16 protein-coding genes are annotated in these 23,233 nt (G+C 38.3%); 4 read left to right on the top strand and 12 right to left on the bottom strand.

Translation table 11 applies throughout. The features are described from left to right. Positions 1-31 precede the first annotated feature (31 nt). Both MS2017_RS07645 and MS2017_RS07640 read right to left on the bottom strand, forming a co-directional pair. Positions 32-6,415, bottom strand: coding sequence for an FISUMP domain-containing protein (locus tag MS2017_RS07645; RefSeq protein WP_164707661.1), 6,384 nt, complete (start codon positions 6,413-6,415; stop codon positions 32-34). A gap of 204 nt (positions 6,416-6,619) precedes the next feature. Next, complete coding sequence (locus MS2017_RS07640; protein WP_122951814.1) at positions 6,620-7,087, bottom strand: hypothetical protein; 468 nt, start codon at positions 7,085-7,087, stop codon at positions 6,620-6,622. 529 nt (positions 7,088-7,616) lie between these two features. Between MS2017_RS07640 and gatB the strand changes: the two genes are divergently transcribed. Beyond that, complete coding sequence (gene gatB, locus MS2017_RS07635; RefSeq protein ID WP_122951813.1) at positions 7,617-9,050, top strand: Asp-tRNA(Asn)/Glu-tRNA(Gln) amidotransferase subunit GatB; 1,434 nt, start codon at positions 7,617-7,619, stop codon at positions 9,048-9,050. Continuing rightward, on the top strand, positions 9,040-10,455 hold the full coding sequence (locus MS2017_RS07630) for a protein adenylyltransferase SelO (protein WP_122951812.1): 1,416 nt from the start codon (positions 9,040-9,042) through the stop codon (positions 10,453-10,455). Before gatB ends, MS2017_RS07630 begins: the two co-directional genes overlap by 11 nt. A gap of 90 nt (positions 10,456-10,545) precedes the next feature. On the opposite strand, the gene MS2017_RS07625 is transcribed toward MS2017_RS07630, so the two are convergent. Both MS2017_RS07625 and MS2017_RS07620 read right to left on the bottom strand, forming a co-directional pair. After that, positions 10,546-11,556: a hypothetical protein gene (locus MS2017_RS07625; protein ID WP_122951811.1), complete on the bottom strand. Its 1,011-nt coding sequence runs from the start codon at positions 11,554-11,556 to the stop codon at positions 10,546-10,548. 42 nt (positions 11,557-11,598) lie between these two features. Beyond that, positions 11,599-12,222: a site-2 protease family protein gene (locus tag MS2017_RS07620; RefSeq protein WP_122951810.1), complete on the bottom strand. Its 624-nt coding sequence runs from the start codon at positions 12,220-12,222 to the stop codon at positions 11,599-11,601. A 52-nt stretch (positions 12,223-12,274) separates the two neighbouring features. Between MS2017_RS07620 and MS2017_RS07615 the strand changes: the two genes are divergently transcribed. Beyond that, positions 12,275-13,954, top strand: coding sequence for a proline--tRNA ligase (locus tag MS2017_RS07615; protein WP_071563226.1), 1,680 nt, complete (start codon positions 12,275-12,277; stop codon positions 13,952-13,954). Next, entirely contained in the window at positions 13,954-14,730 is a 777-nt protein-coding gene (gene asd / locus MS2017_RS07610; protein WP_237731974.1) for an archaetidylserine decarboxylase, read from the top strand. The genes MS2017_RS07615 and asd overlap by 1 nt, the downstream gene beginning before the upstream one ends. Here the strand turns inward: asd and MS2017_RS07605 are convergent. From MS2017_RS07605 to rsmD, 8 genes are all read right to left on the bottom strand, one after another. Continuing rightward, positions 14,702-15,955, bottom strand: coding sequence for an HlyC/CorC family transporter (locus MS2017_RS07605; protein WP_122951809.1), 1,254 nt, complete (start codon positions 15,953-15,955; stop codon positions 14,702-14,704). The two genes, asd and MS2017_RS07605, sit on opposite strands and share 29 nt — an antisense overlap. 10 nt (positions 15,956-15,965) lie before the next feature. Beyond that, positions 15,966-17,246, bottom strand: a complete 1,281-nt coding sequence (gene eno / locus MS2017_RS07600; RefSeq protein WP_071563228.1) for a phosphopyruvate hydratase — start codon at positions 17,244-17,246, stop codon at positions 15,966-15,968. Further along, positions 17,243-17,818 (bottom strand): hypothetical protein, encoded by a 576-nt coding sequence (locus MS2017_RS07595; RefSeq protein WP_122951808.1) that lies wholly within the window; start codon positions 17,816-17,818, stop codon positions 17,243-17,245. Before MS2017_RS07595 ends, eno begins: the two co-directional genes overlap by 4 nt. A gap of 9 nt (positions 17,819-17,827) precedes the next feature. Continuing rightward, positions 17,828-18,007, bottom strand: coding sequence for a hypothetical protein (locus MS2017_RS07590; protein ID WP_122951807.1), 180 nt, complete (start codon positions 18,005-18,007; stop codon positions 17,828-17,830). A gap of 691 nt (positions 18,008-18,698) precedes the next feature. Further along, positions 18,699-19,811 (bottom strand): molecular chaperone DnaJ, encoded by a 1,113-nt coding sequence (gene dnaJ / locus MS2017_RS07580; protein ID WP_071565279.1) that lies wholly within the window; start codon positions 19,809-19,811, stop codon positions 18,699-18,701. Between the two features lie 69 nt (positions 19,812-19,880). Continuing rightward, positions 19,881-21,812 carry a molecular chaperone DnaK gene (gene dnaK / locus MS2017_RS07575; RefSeq protein WP_071565280.1) on the bottom strand — a complete coding sequence of 644 codons (1,932 nt, stop codon included), beginning with the start codon at positions 21,810-21,812 and terminating at the stop codon, positions 19,881-19,883. A 294-nt stretch (positions 21,813-22,106) separates the two neighbouring features. Continuing rightward, positions 22,107-22,586: a pantetheine-phosphate adenylyltransferase gene (gene coaD / locus MS2017_RS07570; RefSeq protein WP_071565281.1), complete on the bottom strand. Its 480-nt coding sequence runs from the start codon at positions 22,584-22,586 to the stop codon at positions 22,107-22,109. A 67-nt stretch (positions 22,587-22,653) separates the two neighbouring features. Beyond that, positions 22,654-23,232 (bottom strand): 16S rRNA (guanine(966)-N(2))-methyltransferase RsmD, encoded by a 579-nt coding sequence (gene rsmD / locus MS2017_RS07565; RefSeq protein ID WP_071565282.1) that lies wholly within the window; start codon positions 23,230-23,232, stop codon positions 22,654-22,656. Between the last annotated feature and the right edge of the window lies 1 nt (position 23,233).

The following is a 23,233-nucleotide window of genomic DNA, read 5'->3' as shown; positions in this document are numbered from 1 at the left end:
AAAAATCTTGTCGCCATACAAACAAAGTGTTTTAATTTGCATCTTTGATACAACGCACACTAAGCCCATAAGTGCCCGTATTATCAGCCCCTCTATAAACTCTATTTAACGAATCTTTCAAAGATCTAAAGAGAGGTGTGAGTTTGTTACGACTAGAAGTCCAAAAATAACCCTCTTTCCCTTTAAGTGTATAATTATGATCAAGGACTCTACCAGCCATGCGTGCATTGAATCCGCTATAGCCTGTTTTTTTAAGGTGGTAACCTTGATTGCTACCACGCCATGCCCATCGTGTATTTCGTTGTTTTTTATCCATGTATAAATGCCCTTCCAGTGTCTTCCAATCATTATCTGTTGGGATGTGCCAACCTAGCGCACAAATTCCTTGCGCACCTTCAGCTTTAGAGCCATCCATAGCGGCTTCCCAATCATACAGTTTGCCATAATCATCAGTGTTACCATTAGAAAAAGTACGCCCATGGGATGCGTTATGACGCATATTTTCCGCTGTCCACACTTGGTTACCAATTTTAACAACTTTATAATGAAAATTTTGAATTATCATCGGTGCTGGAGGGTTTTTTATACAGCGTACATTAAGTGCAAACTTATTTGAGTTAATAGTACCTTGATAGATTGTGGGTAACGAAGCTTTTAACGACCTGTATGAAGCCAAGTGGCTGGAAGTACGATTAGAAGTCCAAAAAGAAATTTGCTCTCCTTGGGAGATAGAATCAAAGGTATTGTTTCTCTCGGCCATTACGCCAGTTGTAAGTGCATTAAACCCACTACTGCCCCATTTTTTAAGTTGGGTGCCTTCTTGGTTGTTGCCACGCCACGCCTGTTGCCTATCTATAGAGTCTTTATCCATACCTAGATATGCTTCTAGAGTTTTCCAGTCATTGATTGTTGGGATGTGCCACCCTGATGCACAAATGCCCTGTGCATTTTCTTTAGTTGATCTCCTCATGGCAGCAGGCCAAGTGTAATATTTACCATTGATGATATCGTAATTTGGGTTGTTTTTATAAGAGTATCCAAGCAGGCTGCCTTTAGGATTATGACGCATATTTTCTGTTGTCCATATTTGAGTGCCAATTCTAATTGTCTTATAGCGGATGCCAGAAATTTCCATAGGGTCTTGATTGTATCTTGTGTTTTTATACTTTGAATCTTGTATGCAGCGTACACTAAAGCCTAGGTTTCGGTATGCGTTATCCGTTCTAACTGCGTTATTTGTGAAATTTAAATTTTGTGTTCGATGGTCACTAGAAGTTGTGTTACTCCAATAGTAACCATGACGACCCGGCTCTATTAAAATACCATCCTGAGCATTGCGCTTACCTGACATAGGCAACTTTAAGAAATTTTTAAAAACAACCGAATCGTAATCTATCTTTTCATCCTTAAACTCATCTATAGTCGGTACACGAAAGCCTGCTGGGCAAATATTGTTACTGCTTCCATAGCCCCAATCTGCTTTGCGTAAGCTGCCTGATTGATCAGCAGATGTCCAGTCTTTACCTGTAACGATAAATGCACTGTTGTAGGCATTAACGGTATCGCTCTGAGTGCTTTCAAAATAAGCATTTGAACGCTTTTGATGTCCATCATTGGCACGCCCAAATTGATACAAATTACCGTAACACGCCATGTCTGTGCTAGAGATACAAACCCGACTGGCGCCTAGATTTCTGTCTAACCATGTCCTGCCAGTTCTAGGTGAACTAATAAGGTTATAACTTTTGTTGTTGGCAGTATATTCTGCAATAGTGATCGTTATTGCATCAAAAACAATCGGATTATCATGAGATCGAGCAAGAATTGTTACCTTACCGTACGCATGGGTGTTTACAACTCCTGTCTTGCTAACTGTTGCTAAATTAGTGTTTGATGATGACCATGAAACGCTATTGTCACTAGCATTGCTAGGGCTAATAATTGTATCTAAATAAATGCTACTATTGACTTTCATTGTCGCTTGACGAACTTGTATTTGAATCCCCGTCGTTAATATTGGTGTAGCTTGTACCGTAATGCGCACCCAAGCTGTATCAGCACCAGAGGCATTACTAGCAGTAATGCGATAACGCTGTGCAGGCATCGCTTTATTGGGTGTGCCTGAAATTGTACCAGTTCTTGTATTAAAAGATAAACCAGATTTTAATACTGGGGTGATACGCCACTTAGTTATCATTCCACCTATGTTGGTAAATGTAATGGGTGCAATAGTAGCGCCAACAACTACATTTAAGTTATTAACGCTAGGGCTAATAAAAGGAGGCGAATCTTTCAGGTCTTTGATGCAACGCACCCCCATACCCATAGTGCGTACATTGGACAAATATTCGTAATTACCACTATGAAAACTAAGGTATGTAGACAAGTTAGTAGGTAGCGTTACTGGGCTAGTATTCATTTTGTCTAGATTGGCAATGTCGTTTGGATCAGCACCCATGTTTGGTTTGGCAATGTCGTTTGGATCGGCATCCATGTCTGGTTTGACAATGTCGTTTGGGTTAGCATTCATGTCTGGTTTGACAATGTCGTTTGTATTGGTACCTATATTACTTGAACTGCCCCCTCCTTCTGTAGCATTTGAACCGTCTCCTTTTACAGCATTTGAGCTAATCCCTCCTTCTATAGTAATTGAATCACCTTCTTTTACAGCATTTGAGCTAGCCCCTTCTTCTATGGTATTTGAACCACCTTCTTTTACAGCATTTGAGCTAGCCCCTTCTTCTATGGTATTTGAACCACCTTCTTTTACAGCATTTGAGCTAGCCCCTTCTTCTATGGTATTTGAACCACCTTCTTTTACAGCATTTGAGCTAGCCCCTTCTTCTATGGTATTTGAACCACCTTCTTTTACAGCATTTGAACCGCCTATTCCTGCAATATTTGAACTGAAACCCAACTTAATATTTAACTTACTACCTACATCTGTGTTATTTTCTATACCCGCTATCCCTGGAATATCAGTATGTTTTTCTATTTCTGAGGGGTTTACACTGGTAATCGTTGGGAGACCCGTATCCCGTGTCCAATAATTACCTTGAATTCCTACAAATTGCAACTGACCTTTTTCGTTACGCAAGCCATTTAATGGCATTAAGTTTAAAGAACTTGATAAATATGGATGGTCATTCATTTCAGCCGCCAGTTCTTTTAGTGTTGGCAAATTAAAACCAGATGGGCAAATGTTACCCCATGCAAGTTGCCGCTTTTTACCTGAATCATCAACCTCAGGTACGATCCAATCGCCAGCGTTAATAATAAATTTTCCATTATCGGGTGTAATGCTGGTTGCCTGGATGTCGCTCAATACGATTGTTGAATTTCTAATTTGATGCCCATCAGTCCCCCTTCCCCATTGATATAAATCGCCATAACAAGCAGCAGTGCCTGCAGTGGAAGTGCAAGCTTCAGAGGCGCCTAAATTTCTATCTAACCAAACTCTTCTTGTTTTTTTAGACAAGGTTGTTAAATAATTTTTACCCTCAAACACAATATGTTCTTGAGCAGTAATAAGGACAGAAAATGTGGCGTAAGTGGCGCTATTGTCAAGTGAGGTCGCAACGATCATAATATGACCCGATTTGAGTGCAATTAACTCTCCTGTTTGACTAATGCTCGCTTTGTCACTATCTCCAATAATCAACCAAGCGAGCTTTTTATTGCTTGCATAATTAGGACTAATTATTGCATTCAACTGAGTATTATCGCCAATTTTGAGAATATGCTCACCCTCAATATGAATACTGCTAACCATTGTTGCGCCATCAGTAATTGTAATAGCAATAGAAGAAACTGCTTTTGAGTCATCGGCAGTTGTTACTTGATAGTCAGTTGTCTCTTGAGTGGCTAACGGTGTGCCCGATAGAATCCCTGTTGCAGTATTAAAACTTAAGCCATTGCCAACTGCTGGAGTGATAGACCAGTTTCTAGTTGTTGATGTCACTGTATCGCCAAATCCAATTGGCGTCATTGGTTTGCCAACCTTAAGGGTTAATCTTTTGGGAGAGTGGGCGGAAATACTTTTATCGTTAGCGCCTTTAACGCAACGCACAAGATTGCCCTCTGCCTTTCCTCCAGTACCACGCCATACAGCCTTGGAAGCATTCGGCATATAATGAAAAACAGATCGAGGACCAGGTATTTGAATATTTTGAGAAGAATTTGCCCCATCTTTAACGCTCCCCACTCTTAATGCAACAGAATTATTAAGCCCAAGCTGTGTCATTGTCAGCGAGCTAATATCATCTTGAGAGGTAAATATAACTATTTTGTTAGCTTCAAATCTTCGAGTAACCGCAAAAGGCGGATTGGTGGCACCAATGTCAAATTCTCTTATATTAATACTATCAATTGGATACTCTTTACCCAAATCAATTTTCAACCACTCGTTAGGTCGCACTGTAAGGCGTCTACTACCATTCAGGTTGATAAGGTTTTTATCAGTTCTACCCCAACTAAGCCCCGTTCTTCCCGAGCCATCTGTTAAACTAGAGTGTCCAGTTCTATCAGGATAATACATGTCGAACACCATCTGATCATCATTATCATAACCTGTCAAAGCACTTTTGACATGATTAGATACTGAAGCGTTTACCTTTTCACTAATATTTGAAGTAAAAACCCCCCAAAGAGAACTTGTTAAAATATAAAGCCCCGTTCCCGAAAAAACTGCCTTTGCACCGAGTGCGATATTAATCCCATTAAGCATTACTTCAATTTCAGAAAACGACCAAGATTCTAGTACTGAGGAACTTTGTTGAAGCAAGATATAACGCGCAAAGAAACGGCGTTCACCTATATAACGACTGATAAATTCATTATTATTTTTACTGGTAGAACTGATAAAACGCGTACCCAAACCTTGGTCTTGTACAAAATTATTTGCATGATAACCAAGTAATTCAGCGTTAAAACCACTATAGCCATCTGTCAAAAGTTGAGCACCTTGATCAGTGCCACGATAGGTGCCATCTTGATCTTGTATGGCTTTGCTCATTCCTAAGAAGCCTTCTAATGTTTTCCAATCATCATCTGTTGGAATATGCCAGCCAATGGCACAAATGCCTTGAGCGCCCTCTGTAGTCTCTCCATTCATAGCCGCATTCCAATTGTAAAACTTGAATTCATCGCCACTGTTATCAGTGCTACTCCAAAAACCGTTGCCAACCTTGTCTGGATAATGACGCATATTTTCAGTGGTCCATATTTGGGTGCCAATTTTTTTGGCTGGATAGTGAATAAAACCGATAGTCATTCTGGGTTTGCCAGTCATAGGGTCAATATCATCATAATCTTCACGGTTGATTAAATTAATAGGATTGATAACTAGACCCGCATAGTTAGAGCCTCCAGTTATTGGTTGAAATTTGATCTGGTATGGATTATCGCCATCACCTAAGTTATCATTTTGCCCATAAACGGTAACTGTTACTGGCACACTCCAATTTTCTTCAGTAAAAGTAAGGCTAATTGTATCTTTAAGGTTGCCTGCATCATCTATAAATCTCCCTTCGCTAGGGTCGTCAGACCAAAGAACAATAGACAATTCGGTAAAACCTTTATGATTTTCAAGTGTAGACACTGGTTTGGAACTTAATGTTATTGAGAATTTCGCTGTATCGCCATATTCTGAGGTTGTGTTATTTAAGATATTAGTGGTAACGACAGCACTGTTGTTAGCGCTAGTACTATTGTTAGTACTAGTACCATTGTTGGCGTTATTGCCATTACCATTATTTGTAGTGCCACTGTTATTGTATTGACTAATGCTATTGCTTGACTCTTCCAAACTGTTTGAGGTGTTGTTTATAGAACTGGTAGTAAAACCTACAAAAGTTTCAGTGCTCATCTGCCTAATAAGTTTGCCAGTAAATTGATGACCAATATACTTTCCATTCAAAAATACCTCAGAAAAAGTAATACTACCTTTGCTATCATTGGACTGTATATTGACGCCATAATCCCAAGTGAGCTTGTAGTTTTTAAATTTTGCACCAAAAATAACCTTGCCATCTATTCGGAAGTGAAAATTAACGACTTTATTGAATTTAACTTTAGCATGTTTGTCTATCACTAAGTCTAATTTTTTGCCATTGCCACTATTGCTTATTAAGTTCGTTTGATAATGCCCAGCCCAAAAAACCAAATGTTCGGATTTTTTTGTTTCAAATACTTGGCTAACTTGTTCATAAGTGCAAGAAATACATTTATTATGGTTTAAAAAAGCATTTACAGAGGAAAAACCATCGTCATATTGTATTGACATTTCAAGAGCTTTAAGCCACTTTATATACAAACTTGGTGCGCTAAAAAGTCTTTCGACAAATTTTTCCACCCTTGGGTTATTCACTATTGGGATATTGTTTGTATTAGAATCAGTATTTATATGATTCTTCACACTATTGAAAATTTCTTTTACGGCCTTTTCTTGGAAGGTGGTAGATTCAGCAGATGAATTTATATTCAGGGAAAAAACTAATAGGCTGCTAGCCAGTAACTTAATTATTTGCACAATCAAACTCCATTAAAACAAACATAGGTAATTTTGGTAAATATTTAACAAGATAAACTGTTATTTTCGAAATGAATTGCAGAGATGGCTTCATGAGGATTTTTGTTGAAAAAAGTTCTTAAATCCACTCTGTTTACCACTTGTTGATAACTCAAAAAGGATTTTATTTGTAACCATCCTATTCTTTGCGGCACTTATTTCCTTGATCACAACTTCTGTGTCAATTTGATTGGCAATAGTAGGAGCGTCTGTGTCTAACTCCTCTGTTGCTACCTTTTTAAAATTCTGCGTATTTGGATTTAATTTTTTTTCCCTTTGATCGCCTTTCCACCATGGGTCATTATATTTGGCACTATTTATCATTGCCGATTTAGAGGGAAAAAATTTATATTTTTGACGAATAATAACCGTTGCAACCCCGCCGCCGATAGTAAGAGGCATTAGCCGATTGTTGCTATCTTTGACATATATGTCTGAAAATTTTTCATTACTTTCACTGGCGTTATTCCACTTATCATCTGATTTCTTATGTCCAAGATTGCAAGTGCCATTATTCATCTATTGCTGTGAATAATGAATTATTAATAACATCACTATCTTCATTTTTTTTTGCACACTTATTCACTGAGAGCATTAAAACTACCGAAAAGTAATATAACAAATGTAAAAGATTTAATTACAAGCATAATTTTCCTTTAAATAGAATAAAGAATTTACTACTGCCCATAGATTATATAATAAAAAAAATATTAAGTGTGGGGAAATTTCATAACTCAAATATGGGGATTATAGTGGGCGCTATCCTTTGTTGCATACCGCATTTGAGACATTTGTATAAATATTGCAATGCTTGGAATGGTATTATTTTTGCCAAGTGGGGCTCCTGCATTAGGCATAAATACAGTTTTCACTCAGTTGTAAATTTTGCTTTTTAATTCTGTATTTATATCTAATGTAGGGGTCTCTAAGGATGTAAAAAAACAGTGGATTTTACCTCTAAAGGTAAGGCAGGTAGGCAACCCCTTTTTGTATAACTTTCTATTGAAAATGGTATAATGCATTAAAGTTTAAATATTAAATATTAAATATGGAATGGGAAACAGTTATCGGGCTAGAAATTCACGCTCAACTTAATACAAAATCTAAGATATTTTCAGCGGCAGCGACTAAGTTTGGTGCACAACCGAATTCGCAGGCTTGTGCAGTGGATTTGGGGTTACCGGGCGTGTTGCCAGTATTGAATGTTGAGGTGGTGAATAAGGCGATTAAATTTGGTTTGGCGGTTGATGCACATATTAATCAACGCAATGTGTTTGATCGGAAGAATTATTTTTATCCTGATTTACCTAAGGGCTATCAGATTTCACAATTGGATTTACCGATTGTGGGTGAGGGAGAAATAGATATTGGGATAGATGGCAAGGTGAAAACCATTGGCATTACTCGTGCGCATTTGGAAGAGGATGCGGGTAAATCGGTGCACGATATGTTTGATACTGATACGGCCATTGATTTAAATCGTGCAGGAACACCCTTGCTGGAAATTGTTTCTGACCCTGATATGCGAAGCGCCAAAGAGGCGGTGGCGTATGCCAAGAAAATCCATGCGTTGGTGCAATATATTGATATTTGTGATGGCAATATGGCAGAAGGTTCGTTTCGTTGCGATGCCAATGTTTCTATTCGTCCGATGGGACAGGAGGAATTGGGTACTCGGGCAGAACTTAAAAATATTAATTCCTTTAAATTTTTGGAAAAAGCCATTAATTTGGAAGTACAGCGACAGCAAGATATTCTGGAAGAGGGTGGCAAAGTGGCGCAGGAAACCCGTTTGTATGATTCGGTCAAGCACGAAACTCGTTCTATGCGCTCCAAAGAAGAAGCGAATGATTATCGCTATTTTCCAGATCCAGATTTATTGCCTGTTGAAATCTCAGATGAGTTATTGGCAACAATTAAAGCACAATTGCCAGAATTACCGCTTGAAAAAAAGGCACGCTTTATTAAGGAATTGGGGTTAAGTGAGTATGATGCAGATGTGCTGACTTCGCAGAAATCGTTGGCTGATTATTTTGAAATTATGTTAAAAGGCAACGAATCAAATGCCAAATTGTGTGCCAATTGGGTAATGGGTGAATTGAGTGCCGCACTCAATAAAAACCAAATTGAAATCGAAAAATCCCCTATATTGGCACAAGATTTATCACTATTGATTGCGCGTATTGGCGACGATACCATTTCAGGCAAAATTGCCAAAGATGTGTTTAAAGCCATGTGGAATGGCGAGGGCAGTGCAGATGAGATTATTGATGCCAAAGGACTTAAACAAATGACAGACACGGGTGCAATTGAGCAGATTGTGGATGAGATTATTGAAAATAATGCGCCGCAAGTTGCACAATTTAAATCAGGCAATGAAAAAATCTTAGGCTTCTTTGTGGGTCAGGCGATGAAAGCCACGCAAGGTAAGGCAAATCCAAAATTATTGAACGAATTGCTCAGGTCAAAACTTGGGCAATAGCACTGTAGATTTTGCCACGCTAGGTGAGAATTTTTTTTCAGAAATTGCGTGCCAACCGTTAAAAAACGCCTTCTTAATTCATAAAAATCAGGCGCTTTACAATAAGCTTGGTTTAGATTGGAATGATCAAACTTTACTTAAAATCGCCTCAGGCGAACAATCTTTTCAAGGAATATCGCCCATTGCCAGTGTTTATGCAGGGCATCAATTTGGGCATTTTGCAGGGCAGTTGGGCGATGGGCGCAGTTGCCTTATTGGGCAAGTGTCGCACAACCCCCCTTTGAAAGGGCAGATAAATAGCCACGAACTTTCACTTAAAGGAGCAGGGAAAACGCCTTATTCAAGAGGGGCAGATGGGCGTGCGGTATTGCGTTCATCAATTCGTGAATACCTTTGCTCCATTGCAATGCAAGGGCTGAATATTGCAACCACTGAGGCATTAACTTTGGTGGGGAGTGATACTGAAGTTTATCGGGAAGATATTGAAACGGGGGCGATTGTGATGCGCACTGCACCTAGCCATATTCGGTTTGGCCATTTTGAGTGGTTTGCCACTCTGGGGCAAAAAACAGAGGTTAAAAAATTGGCTGATTTTGTTATTGAGCATTATTATCCACAGTGTCAGGGTGCGCAAAAATATGTTGATTTTTTCAATGAAGTGGTTAAACGCACTGCCACAATGATTGCCAATTGGCAAGCCCAAGGTTTTGCACACGGGGTAATGAATACTGACAATATGTCCATTCTTGGCTTAACAATTGATTATGGGCCTTTTGGATTTTTAGAAACTTACAATCCTAAATTCATTTGCAATCACTCCGACCATGAAGGGCGGTATGCTTTTGAGGCACAACCAGGTATTGGTTTGTGGAATTTATCTCGATTAGCAGATAGTTTGAGTAGTTTAATAGAAAGCAAACAAGCCAAAACTGTCTTAGATAATTATCAGCAATATTTGGTTAAGGATTATTCAGAATTGATGCGAAAAAAGTTTGGACTTGTTCAAAAGGACGAGCAAGATAATGTGCTAATTGGTCAATTTTTTGAAGTGTTGTATCGACATAAAAAAGACTATAGTAATTCATTGAGGCAGTTGTCCAATATGGATAAATTGGAACAGGATGCCGATTTTAACGAATGGATTAAAATATATGATAAGCGCATTGCACAAGAAAATAATCCCAATAGAATTGAGATGATGAACAGCATAAACCCTCATTATATTCTGCGTAATTATTTGGCAGAAGTGGCCATTAAAAAAGCAGAAAATGACAAAGATTATAGCGAGATTGACACGCTATTTAATCTACTTAGTCAACCTTTTGAAGTGCAACCAAACTTAGAAAAATACACCAATGAAGCCCCAGATTGGGCGCAAAATTTAGAGGTAAGTTGTTCTTCGTAGTATTTACTATTTTCACAAGATAAGCCAAACAATCTAGCGCTCATTCTCACACCTGAGCGATTATTATTCATTTTATTTTTGAAACTGGTATTAAGTTCGTGCCAAATACTGATTAATTGATGCGGGCAATAAATTCAATAACATACCTCTAGTTTGATGCCAATAAGCTGATAAAAGTAACAGCATAGCGCCAATTAACATACCTGTTAAGGCGAGGTTGTAGCCATTGTCTTCATAAGTTTGTAAAATACTTGAGATGGCATACAAGACATACACCAGAGAAGAAACCATAAAAGCCCGCCTATCAATGGCAATGGAGATTAAACTCATAAAAACATACAAAGCAATGACTATGACCATGCTGTTTATGTTGTTATTGCCCTCTAGTACACCAATCATTGAAAAAACAGGGTGAATAATCAAGGGTGCTGATGTTAAATGCAACCAAAAGGCAACATCAGATTTATAGGTAACTCTATTAATATCAGCGCAATCCCAAAACATAGCCAGCATAAAAGTAACAATGCCGAAAAATAGTAAAATGCTTAATAAGTAATTTTCCATTACTGGAAAAATAGAAATACTGAATGCAATCAAAAAACCAATGAGCGACACAGTGCCAATGGCAATGGTAATAGGCACCTTAAAGCGCAACCAATGTAGATATGCGCTGAGTGTTGAGATTGAAGCGGCAATAGTAATTATGTAGATTATCTTAAAAGAATCATCGGCTAGCGGTAATAGCGAGAGCATAGATAGATAGAATATGCCGAAAATAAACATAATTAACAAAACAATGGCAGGCAAGGACATTTTTCTTTTGCGCACAAAAAACTCACTTAAGCCCCATGCAATGATGGGAAATACAATATTGCCACTATGGGGCTGAATAGAATTTAATGTCCAGAGCGAAGAAAACAATAACATTAAGCAAGCAATAACAACAAAAATGTCATTAAAACCGCCAATCAATTTAAAATTTTCCTCATCAATTTGATTGATAATCTTGTTTTTGTCTATAAATTGCTTGAAATTATCAACGGATGATTGGCTGATAATATCTTGTTTTACAGCATTATTTAGATCTTCTTCTGTGTGCATATTGGCTTAATGTCCTTGGTAATTGAGAATGAATAAACTTTTTTAGATTAAAGTAAACATAGCATACCGTATCATATTTACGATTGGTAGCACAACATGTTCAAAAACACCTAGGAATAACAAGCCTAGGAGAATATACAAGCCGTAATACTCTAATTTGTTGTATTGATATGCCAAATAATTGGGCAACAAGGCGGCAACTACTCTAGAGCCATCAAGCGGAGGGAGTGGCAGTAGATTGAACACACCTAGAACCAAATTAATGGCAATACCGAATTTTGCCATTTCAAATAAAAATTGGTTGGGTATCTTTAGAACAAAGGAGAGAATCAAAAGCCAAAATAGCGCCATCATAAAATTAGAAATAGGTCCAGCAAGAGCGACTGCAATCATATCTTTCTTCGGAGATTTAAGGGCGTTAAAGTTAATGGGAACAGGTTTTGCCCAACCAAATAGAAAAGGCGATCCGGTAAAAAACAAAACGCCAGGCACTAAGATCGTGCCTACTGGGTCAATATGTTTAATAGGGTTTAAAGTCAGCCGACCAAGCATTTTAGCAGTAGAGTCGCCCCGTTGATTGGCTACCCATCCATGAGCAACTTCATGGATGGTGATGGCAAAAATGAGAGGGACAATATAAATTAAAAGAGTTTGAAAATTAGGCATGGCGAAATCAAGCATAGGTAAAATTGTTTGTTTTAAATTTCACTATTATATAATGAAAACCAGTCAAATTCTCATCCCAACACAAAAAGAAGCGCCAAATGATGCACAAATCATTTCACATCAGTTGATGATTCGTGCAGGGCTCATTTCTAAATTGGCATCAGGTTTGTATTCCTATTTGCCAGCAGGGCTAAGAGTCTTGCAAAAAGTAGAAAAAATCATCCGTGAAGAAATGAACAACGCAGGTGCACAAGAAATATTGATGCCTGTGGCGCAACCAGCAGAATTGTGGCAAGAATCGGGTCGCTGGGATCAATATGGGGCAGAATTGTTGCGTTTTAGCGATAGGCATCAGCGTGAATTTTGCCTAGGGCCAACACATGAAGAAGTGGTTACGCATTTGGCGGCGCAATATTTGCGTAGTTATAAGCAGTTGCCGATAAATTTTTATCAGATTCAAACTAAGTTTCGTGATGAAATTCGCCCTCGTTTTGGAGTGATGCGTTCGCGTGAATTTATTATGAAAGATGCTTATTCTTTTCATTTAGACGCAGACAGTTTGCAAGTAGAATTTGACAAAATGCATGCCACTTATTGTGCAATTTTTGAACGCCTTGGTTTAGATTATCGTCCAGTATTAGCCGACAGTGGCAGTATTGGTGGTGAAAATTCCATTGAATTTCATGTGTTGGCAGACAGTGGTGAAGATGCAATTTGTTTTTCAGATGAATCAGAATATGCTGCCAATATTGAAAAAGTAGCTTTCTCTAAGCAAGTGCGTGTTTGCACTCCTAAGGCGGTAGAGGAAAAAGTCTTGACTAAGAAAAAAACCAGCATTGAAGAGGTTGCTGAGTTTTTAAATATCAAACCATTAAATTGCATTAAGACTTTAATCATTAAAACCACCAACGGTTATAAAGCCTTGGCACTTCGTGGCGACCACGAACTGAATGAAATCAAGGTGCAAAACTTATGGGGCGAGTTTGAATTTGCCACAGATGATGAAATTAAGCGCTTAGATTTAAAGCAAGGGTTTATTGGCGTTAATGCATTAAGCCTTGATTTGGTCGTAGATTATACTGCCGAAGTTATGTGTGATTTTGTTTGTGGTGCTAACGAGTGGGATTATCATTTAACGGGTGCCAATTGGGGAGATATTGAATTTGAAACAGCCGATTTACGCAATGCTGTTGCAGGTGATGATGCTCCTGATGGCAAAGGTAAATTGGTGATTAAACGAGGCATCGAAGTTGGGCATATTTTCCAGTTAGGTGATAAATATTCTAAGGCGATGAATGCCAATGTTATTGGCGAATCTGGTAAAGCGGTAACGGTAACAATGGGTTGTTATGGTATTGGTGTAAGCCGTATTGTGGCAGCGGCAATTGAGCAAAATTATGACGATAAAGGCATTGTTTTTCCTGCCAGTATCGCCCCTTTTCAACTGGTTATTGTGCCGATTAATTATAACAAATCTACCCGTGTTAGAGCTTTGGCAGATGAGTTGTATCAGCAATGTTTGACTGCGGGTATTGAAGTTTTGCTTGACGATAGAAAAGAACGGGCTGGTATTATGTTTGCGGATAGCGAACTTTTAGGCATTCCTCATCGTCTGGTGCTGAGTGATACACATGCTGATAATGGCAATGTGGAATACAAGGCGAGAAGTGAACCAGATAAAATCGAAGTGCAGTTTGATGACGCACTTACCTTCATTCAATCAAAATTATGATGACTTGGCTACAATATTTATTACCACAGCATTTGCTTTCAAAGTTAATGTTCCGTTTTGCACGCATTGAAAATACTTGGATTAAGAATAATTTTATTGCTTGGTTTGTGAAATCGTATCAGGTTGATTTGTCCGAGGCGGTGCGTGAAAACATAAAAGATTATCACAGTTTTAATGATTTTTTCACCCGCAAGTTAAAAGCTAGTGCGCGCCCGCTTGGTGTGGGACTCATTAGCCCTGTGGATGGAACAGTATCGCAAGCTGGTAACATTAAAAATGGCGATTTAATTCAGGCAAAAGGCAAAAAATTTAGTTTAAAGGCTTTGCTTGATGATGAGAAAAAGTTCCAAGATTTTGCCACCATTTATTTATCCCCAAGTAACTATCATCGCATTCATGCGCCACTTGATGGTAAATTGTTAAGAATGGATTATATTGGCGGCGATTTGTTTTCGGTAAACCAGCAAACCGTTAGTTCGGTGGATAATATTTTCGCCAGAAATGAGCGTGTTATTTGTTATTTTGACACTTATTCAATTGTCTTGGTGGGTGCGATTTTTGTGGGCAGTATGGAGACTGTGTGGCAGGGTCAAATTACCCCGCCTTATGGCAAGCAATTTAGTGTGGATTATAGTGACAAAGACATATATCTTAAAAAAGGTGATGAACTGGGGCGCTTTAATATGGGTTCAACCGTGATTTTACTGAGCAATACCCATCAATTTGATTTGCAATCTGGGCAGGTGGTTAAGATGGGTCAATCTTTGTCAGCTTAACCAATTTAATGGTTCTGTCGGTAATTTGTATAATATCAATTAAAATGTTGTCAATTTTTATACTGACATCACGCTTTGGAATGCTTTGTAATTCTTCTAAAATAAGCCCATTTAGCGTTTTGGCTTTGTCAACGCTAAGATTGGTGTTTAACAGAGCATTGAGCTCTCGAATGCTAACCCTTGGATCGACCAAATAACTGCCATCTTCTTGTTTAATAACTTCGTCAATGCTTTCATTTTGATTGGAGGTAAATTGCCCCACAATTTCTTCTAAAATATCTTCCAAGACAATTAAACCGCGTATTTCACCATATTCATCAACCACCAATCCTAAGCGTCTTTTTTGCATTTGAAAATGCTTTAATTGGTGTGCCAAAGAAGTGCCTTCTGGCACGAAATACGGTTTGCGAATCAGTGCCAAGACATTCTCAACACTGAATGCATCCTTGGCGTATAAGTTAACCACATTGCGCATATGCAATACGCCTGTAATATTGTTACTCGATGTGTCGTAAGTGAGTAGTCGTGTATGCTGTGTACGCTGTAGTTGTTTGATGATTTCATCAGGTTTGCTGGTGTCAATGCTGATGAGTTCGTGCCGAGGAATCATAATGTCTTCAACTTTAACCTTTTCTAAATCGATAATGTTGAGTAACATTTTTTGATAATTTGAAGCAATAATCGGTTTGGCGTCGTTCACCACCATTTTTAATTCTTCTGAACTAATGTCTCCAGTGTCGCTTTTTTCTTTAATGCCTAAAATTGCAAGAATCCCTTGGCTTAATTGTGCAATTAGCCAAACAAAAGGTTTGAAAATTTGAATAAATGCTTCAATGACAATCGAAGCGGGTAGGGCGATTTTTTCAGGGTTTTTAGCGGCAAAAGTTTTGGGTGTGGTTTCGGCAAAAACAAGAATGATAAAAGTCAGTGCCAGTGATGCCAATATTACCGAACCATCTCCCCATAATTTAATCGCCAATATGGTGGCAATGCTTGAGGCAAAAATATTCACCAAATTATTACCCAACAAAATCGTGCCAATTAAAGGGTCTAAATTCTCTAATAAACGCTCAGTGCGTTTGGCATTTTTATTGGTTTTGGCGAGTGCTTTCAGGCGATAACGATTAATCGCCATCATGGAAGTTTCTGTTGATGAAAAAAAAGCGGAAGCTAAAATAAGCCCTACAAGAAGAGCAATTAACCAAGAAATTGAAAGTGCGTCCAAATGACTGTGTTTAATTCAAGTGATTAAACGCCGCAAGCCCAGGGTAAATGGCATTTGCACCCAATGCTTCTTCAATGCGGAGTAGGCGGTTGTATTTTGCCAAACGGTCGGAACGAGAAAGCGAACCCGTTTTAATCTGACCACAGCCTGTTGCCACAGCCAAATCTGCAATTGTGGTGTCTTCAGTTTCGCCAGAACGATGCGACATAACGCAAGTATAGCCTGCTTTATTTGCCATTTCCATGGCAGCAAAAGTTTCACTTAATGTACCAATTTGATTAACTTTTATGAGGATTGAATTGGCAATATTCTTATCAATACCTTCGGCAAGAATTTTGCTGTTTGTTACAAATAAATCATCGCCAACCAATTGTACTTTATCGCCAATCTTTTTAGTCAACAAATCCCAGCCATCCCAATCGCCTTCATCCATTCCATCTTCAATAGAAATAATCGGATAATTTTCCACCCAATTTGCCAAATAATCAACAAACTCCGCAGAAGTGAGCGAACGATTTTCAGACGCAAGATGGTAAGTGCCATTTTCATAAAATTCAGAACTGGCGGCATCAATACCGATAAAAATATCTTTACCTGCAGTGTAGCCTGCTTTTTCAATTGCTTCTAAAATTACCTTAATTGCCTCTTCATTTGAGGCTAAATCAGGGGCAAATCCACCCTCATCACCCACCGCTGTATTTAGTCCTTTGGCCTCTAATACTGCCTTTAAATGATGGAAAATTTCAGCACCATAACGCAATGCCTCTTTAAAACTTGGCGCCCCTGCAGGAATGATCATAAATTCTTGAATATCCACACTATTATTGGCATGCTCACCACCGTTGATAATGTTCATCATTGGCACTGGTAATTTATATTTTGCACCCAAATTAAGTGTGTCATACAAAGGTTTGTTTTGCCCGTTTGCATTTGCATGAGCCGCCGCTAAAGAGACCGCTAGAATAGCATTTGCCCCTAAACGAGATTTTGTTTCCGTGCCATCTAAGGCGATCATTGTTGCATCAATTTTAGCAAGATCCGCAATATCAAAACCTACCAATGCCTGAGCAATTTCAGTATTAATAAAGGCAACCGCCTTTAACACACCCTTGCCTAAATAGCGAGATTTATCCCCATCACGCAATTCCAATGCTTCTCGTGCACCTGTTGAGGCACCTGACGGTACCATTGCACTGCCGATAGTGCCATCGTTAAGAATAATATCCGCTTCAATAGTCGGATTACCTCTAGAATCAAGAATTTCTCTTGCTTTAATTTGTTGTATTTTCATAGATTTGTTGTTGGACAAAGTTTATATTGTAAGTTAGCATTGTTTTTATAAACCACTTGCTCAAATAGTAACGCTAAATGCCTAGTTGATGCAATTAAAAATTGGTATAAATTGTTTTCATTTTTATCATCAAGATCTATTTCACATAAAACCTGAGTTAATTCAATCATTGAATGACAGGAAATTTCAATTTTATGTTTAGTCTCCTGTTCTTGATTTAATAAATGCAGCGCATAAAAGATTGCAATAATAGCATTTTGATGATTGGGTGTTGCTTTTAATATTTTAAATTCTTCAATTTTTAAATACTGGTTTAATGGTTCTCTAGAAATTGGCGTTTTTAATGGAGAAGCATATAGAATATGTATGGCTATATTTGCACATTTTTTATAGACACTTGCTTGATTTAAATCAATAAAAGCTTTTTCTTCACTTGATTTGACAATGTCATCACAGTCCTGAGAAATTGATGGATGCCCTATAGTAATATCTCGAAACTCTCCTCCTATGCCAGTAATATTTTCATAAATATTGCCAATAAACACTCTGAGACTAGTGTTTTTAGAATTCATAATAAATGCCTAAGAGAATAATTTAGCCAATTTTTTTCCAGCATTAGCAGCGGCTTTCAGGCTTTCCTCACTTGTACTTAATCCTTGCAGTTTATCACAAGGCTTGTTTGGTAAAGGTGTTGATACACGGGCAACTTTCTCTGCTTTAACTTGGTTAAGCGTGGTTGTGTTTATTTGTCTAATTGACATGGTGGTATTCTCATTGTGAGTGAAGCGGTGATTATACTATATATAATAATAATGACACTGTTAATTACATTCCAAATCCTTGGATAGCCCCTGATCAGTATTCTAAAAATTGCTAAACTATTTTTTTAAGCATCATTTTTAACCGATGTCGCGAGAAATTTAGTCAAAAATTGTTCCGTTATCCTTGGGCTAATATTTATGTCTAGTGCAGGGGTCAAAATGGTATTATTTTTCTCTATTGATATGAAAGAACAGCAGATGAAATTTGGTGTTTAGTTTGTTGGGGGTTATACCAATTTTAAGAATTATTGTATGCTCTTTTATTTTAAACAAGGGGCGCCTTGCTAAATAGTTTTTTGCCTTATAGAGGCCTTTGCATAAATATGGATGATTAGAAAAATTCATTTTTTGCCCATTTGGTGATTTTCTTAAACCTTGTCCTAGCGGGGCTAAGGCTGGGTTTAAAAAATTACCAAGTGGGTGAAACGAGGATTCTTGATGATTATTTATATTTATGCAAAGGTCTCTTATACCATTTTAAAAATAAAATGAATGATTATGGCGCTTATAATTGTCCAAGTATTAGCCGTAAAAATCCCCGTGCTACTTATTGATAGCACGGGGATTTTTACGGTTAATACTTGGAATGAGGGCGAGTGCTAGATTGTTTCGTTTATTTTTGAAAATGGCATTATTCAAAAAACGATTTCATTTTACCAAAGAAGGAATCTGACTCAGGGTGTTGTTTTTTGCCACATGAGGCTGAAAACTGTTGTAGTAATTTTCTTTGTTTGCCGTTGAGATTAACAGGTGTTTCAAGTTTGACTTGGCAAATTAAATCGCCTGTGCCGCTGCCTTGTAAGCCAGTGATACCCTTGCCTTTTAAGCGGAATTGTCTGCCCGTTTGTGTGCCTGAGGGGATCTTAATTTTGAATTTTCCATTTAATGTTGGTACTTCAATATCACCACCCAATGCTGCTGAGGCAAAATCAATGGGTACACCACAATAAAGGTCGTTGCCACGGCGTTCAAATATATTGTGTGGTCTAACATGTATTTCTACATATAAATCGCCACTTGGTCCGCCACGAGTGCCAGCTTCGCCTTCGCCAGTTAGGCGAATGCGATTGCCTGAGTCAACGCCGACAGGGATTTTTACTGAGAGTGTTTTTTGTCTGCGAACCACGCCTTTGCCGTGGCAATCGCCACAAGGTGATTCGATTACTTGACCAGCACCTTTACATTGTGGACAGGGTTGTTGCACGGTAAAAGGGCCTTGTTGCATATGCACTTGTCCTGCACCATGACAAGTGCCACAAGTTTTGGCACTGGTGCCTGTTCTAGCGCCAGTACCATGGCAGGTGTTACATTTTTCGCCTTTAGGAATGCGTACTTGTACGGTCTTACCTTCGGCTGCTTCTTTAAGGTCAATTTCTAAATCATAGCGTAAGTCTGAGCCGCGATTATCAGGTTGGGCTTGACGACCACCGCCAAAAATATCACCAAAAATATCACCAAAACCGCCACCGCCACCGAATGGATTTCCACCGCCAAAACCACCACCACCTGCATTGCCATTGACGCCTGCATGGCCAAATTGGTCGTAGGCTTGGCGTTTTTGCTCATCGGATAAGACGCCATAAGCCTTTTGTATTTCTTTAAAGGTCTTTTCCGCTGCCTCCTTATTGTCTTTGTTGCGGTCAGGATGGTGTTTCATCGCTAATCGTTTATAGGCTTTTTTAATGGCCTTTGCATCGGTATTTTTGCTAACACCAAGCACTTCGTAATAATCTCTTTCTGACATAGTCTAATTTCTCGTAAAGCAAAAAACCCTCTTTAACAGAAGGTTTTTTATGAGTTTAAATAAAACGATTTATTTCTTATCGTCGTCCTTAACTTCTTCAAAGTCAGCATCCACCACATCAGCGTCTTCAGCACCCGCATTAGCAGCATCAGTAAAGCCATTGCCATCAGTCTCTGTGCCTGCTTTTGCTTGTGCTTTTTCAGCCAAAGGTTGGGCGGCTTCACTTAGGCTTTGCACTTTGGCGTCAATGATTTCTTTGTCGTCGCCTTTCATGGCTTCTTCCAGTTCGGTCATCGCTGTTTCAATTGCAGTTTTCTCGTCTTCTGCAACTTCTTCTTTGAGTTCGTCCAACATTTGATTGGTGGAGTGGATTAAAGAGTCTGCCATATTGCGTGTGGTTACTAGCTCTTGGAATTTTTTGTCTTCCTCGGCGTTTGCTTCTGCATCTTTAATCATCTTTTCAACTTCTTCATCAGACAAGCCACTGGATGCTTTAATGGTAATGCTTTGTTCTTTGCCTGTGTTTTTATCTTTGGCAGAAACATTCAAAATACCATCAGAGTCAATGTCTAAAGTAACTTCAATTTGCGGTTGACCTTTAGGCGCATTAGGAATACCTTCAAGGTTGAATTGACCCAGTGATTTGTTGGCACTTGCCACTTCTCGTTCACCTTGTAAAACATGAACCGTTACTGCCGATTGGTTGTCCGCTGCAGTGGAAAAAGTTTGCGATGCATTCGTTGGAATGGTGGTGTTTTTCTCAATCAACTTAGTCATTACGCCACCCATGGTCTCAATACCTAATGATAAAGGGGTTACATCTAAAAGTAAGACATCTTTAACATCGCCACCAAGTACGCCTGCTTGTACTGCGGCACCCATGGCCACGGCTTCATCAGGATTAACATCTTTTTTCGGCTCTTTGCCAAAGAATTTTTTCACTGCTTCTTGCACTTTAGGCATACGCGTAGAACCACCAACAATAATTACTTCATCAATGTCTTTAGCGGATAAATTTGCATCTTTTAAGGCAATCTTACAAGGGTCAATTGAGCGCTGAATCAAATCTTCTACTAAAGATTCTAACTTAGAGCGGGTGATTTTGATGTTTAAGTGCTTAGGACCTGAGGCGTCAGCAGTAACATACGGAAGGTTGACTTCGGTTTGCTCAGAAGAGGACAATTCAATTTTGGCTTTTTCTGCTGCCTCCTTTAAGCGTTGTAGTGCCATTGGGTCGTTTTTTAAATTAACGCCTTGTTCTTTTTTGAATTCATCTATTAAGTAATTAATGATGCGTTGATCAAAATCTTCACCACCTAAAAAAGTGTCGCCATTGGTTGACAAAACTTCAAAGTGTTTTTCACCATCAATGTCTTCCATTTCAATAATAGAAACATCGAAGGTACCGCCACCTAAGTCATATACAGCAACTGTTTTGTCACCTTTAGATTTGTCCACACCATACGCCAATGCTGCTGCAGTTGGCTCATTGATAATGCGTTTAACATCCAAACCTGCAATTTTTCCGGCATCTTTGGTTGCTTGTCGTTGTGAATCGTTAAAGTAAGCAGGGACGGTAATAACGGCTTCCGTTACTTTTTCGCCTAAGTAGTCTTCCGCTGTTTTTTTCATCTTTTCAATGACTTTTGCTGAAATTTCAGGTGCTGCCATTTTTTTACCATTCACTTCAACCCAAGCATCACCATTGTCTGCCTTAACAATTTTATAAGGCACCAAATCAATGTCTTTTTGTACTGCTTCTTCGTCAAAACGACGACCGATTAAGCGTTTAATTGCATATAGTGTATTTTCAGGGTTGGTAACCGCTTGTCGTTTGGCGCTTTGACCAACTAAAACTTCCTCTGAATCTTTTGGAAAAGCAATAATAGAGGGTGTGGTGCGATCACCTTCAGAATTTTCAATGATTTTTATACTGCCACCATCCATAATGGCGACACATGAGTTTGTTGTTCCTAAGTCAATACCGATAATTTTTGACATTTTCTGCTCCTTTTTAAATAATTATGAACCATATCTAGGGGCATAAAAATTAAATTCAAGTAAAAAAATACATTAATTTTTCTCTTTTAAGGCTGTTTGTATAATTCTACTTATTTAGAGACCTTTACATAGAGACCTTTGCATAAATATGGATAATCATCAAGAATCCACTTTTTACCCACTTGGTAATTTTTTAAACCCAGCCTTAGCCCTGCCAGGACAAGGTTTGAGAAAATTATCAATTGAGCAAAAATTGAATTTTTCTAATCATCCATATTTATGTAAAGGCTTCATTTATGCGCAATTTTCTTTTAATAAAATTTCAATGTTGACAGGTACAAAGCTACTAATATCACCGCCAAGAGATAAGATTTCCCTGACCAAGGAAGAAGAAATATTGGCATATTGTTCTGCTGGAGTCATAAACAATGTTTCGATATTAGGGTTAAGGTGCTTGTTCATACCTGAGAGTTGGAATTCATATTCAAAATCACTTACCGCTCGCAAACCACGCAAAATAATCTGCGCATTCTGTGCTTTGGCAAAATCTACTAATAGAGTATCAAAACTTATAACTTCAATATTATCAATACCCATTAAAGCATCTTTGGCGCCTTTTAGCCTATCGTTAATGGTTAAGAAAGCCGATTTTTTGCTGTTTTGTGTAATGCCGATAATCACGCTATCAAACAGTTTGCTGGCGCGTTTAATTAAGTCAATATGTCCATTGGTAATTGGGTCAAAAGAGCCGGGATAGATTGCAATTTTTTTCATTGTTTTTAATTGAGACCTTCGTATAAATATGGGCGAGAAAAATTTAGTTTTTGGGGGTTATTCATATTTATACACAGGTTTTTATAAGGTCTAATAAACAGTAGTGAACGACGCCAGATTTTTTTTGTTTGCTAATGTTGGTTTTTGTTAAAAAGTGTGTTGTCAAAAATTCCATTGTTATTTCAAATTCAGATTCTATATAAATTTTACCACCAGCAGTAACAAAATTATGTGCTGAGATTAATTTTAGTGCTTTGGCTAGATAGTTTTTGTTAAAAGGGGGGTCAAGTAAAATTAAATCAAATGGTGCCTTGGGTTTGTTGTCTAAAAATTCAAAGGCATCCTGTTGAAAAATCGTCAAATTATCTGCTTTTAATAATTGCTTATTGCGCTCAAGAAAACGCAAGGCATTTGTGTTTTTCTCCACACTTACCACTTGTTTTGCACCACGAGAAAGTGCCTCAAAACTCAAGGCACCGCTGCCAGAAAATAAGTCTAAAAAGGTTTTTCCATGAGTTTCAAACTGTAGCCAATTAAACAAAGTTTCTCGCACTTTGCTTGGTGTGGGTCTCAACCCTTCGGCATCGGCAAAACTAAATTTTCTACTCCGATGTTTCCCGCCAATAATTTGGAAACTATTTGTCATC

Source organism: Bathymodiolus thermophilus thioautotrophic gill symbiont (assembly GCF_003711265.1).
In the GTDB taxonomy this organism is placed as follows: domain Bacteria; phylum Pseudomonadota; class Gammaproteobacteria; order PS1; family Pseudothioglobaceae; genus Thiodubiliella.
This window is presented reverse-complemented; position numbering and strand designations above follow the sequence as displayed.

Excerpts from the sequence above, each read along its gene's own strand:
- MS2017_RS07640 (WP_122951814.1), bottom strand. The coding sequence starts at position 7,087 with ATGAATAATGGCACTTGCAATCTTGGACATAAGAAATCAGATGATAAG.
- gatB (WP_122951813.1), top strand. The coding sequence starts at position 7,617 with ATGGAATGGGAAACAGTTATCGGGCTAGAAATTCACGCTCAACTTAAT.
- MS2017_RS07625 (WP_122951811.1), bottom strand. The coding sequence starts at position 11,556 with ATGCACACAGAAGAAGATCTAAATAATGCTGTAAAACAAGATATTATC.
- MS2017_RS07620 (WP_122951810.1), bottom strand. The coding sequence starts at position 12,222 with ATGCCTAATTTTCAAACTCTTTTAATTTATATTGTCCCTCTCATTTTT.
- MS2017_RS07615 (WP_071563226.1), top strand. The coding sequence starts at position 12,275 with ATGAAAACCAGTCAAATTCTCATCCCAACACAAAAAGAAGCGCCAAAT.
- asd (WP_237731974.1), top strand. The coding sequence starts at position 13,954 with ATGACTTGGCTACAATATTTATTACCACAGCATTTGCTTTCAAAGTTA.
- eno (WP_071563228.1), bottom strand. The coding sequence starts at position 17,246 with ATGAAAATACAACAAATTAAAGCAAGAGAAATTCTTGATTCTAGAGGT.
- MS2017_RS07595 (WP_122951808.1), bottom strand. The coding sequence starts at position 17,818 with ATGAATTCTAAAAACACTAGTCTCAGAGTGTTTATTGGCAATATTTAT.
- MS2017_RS07590 (WP_122951807.1), bottom strand. The coding sequence starts at position 18,007 with ATGTCAATTAGACAAATAAACACAACCACGCTTAACCAAGTTAAAGCA.
- dnaJ (WP_071565279.1), bottom strand. The coding sequence starts at position 19,811 with ATGTCAGAAAGAGATTATTACGAAGTGCTTGGTGTTAGCAAAAATACC.
- dnaK (WP_071565280.1), bottom strand. The coding sequence starts at position 21,812 with ATGTCAAAAATTATCGGTATTGACTTAGGAACAACAAACTCATGTGTC.
- coaD (WP_071565281.1), bottom strand. The coding sequence starts at position 22,586 with ATGAAAAAAATTGCAATCTATCCCGGCTCTTTTGACCCAATTACCAAT.
- rsmD (WP_071565282.1), bottom strand. The coding sequence starts at position 23,232 with ATGACAAATAGTTTCCAAATTATTGGCGGGAAACATCGGAGTAGAAAA.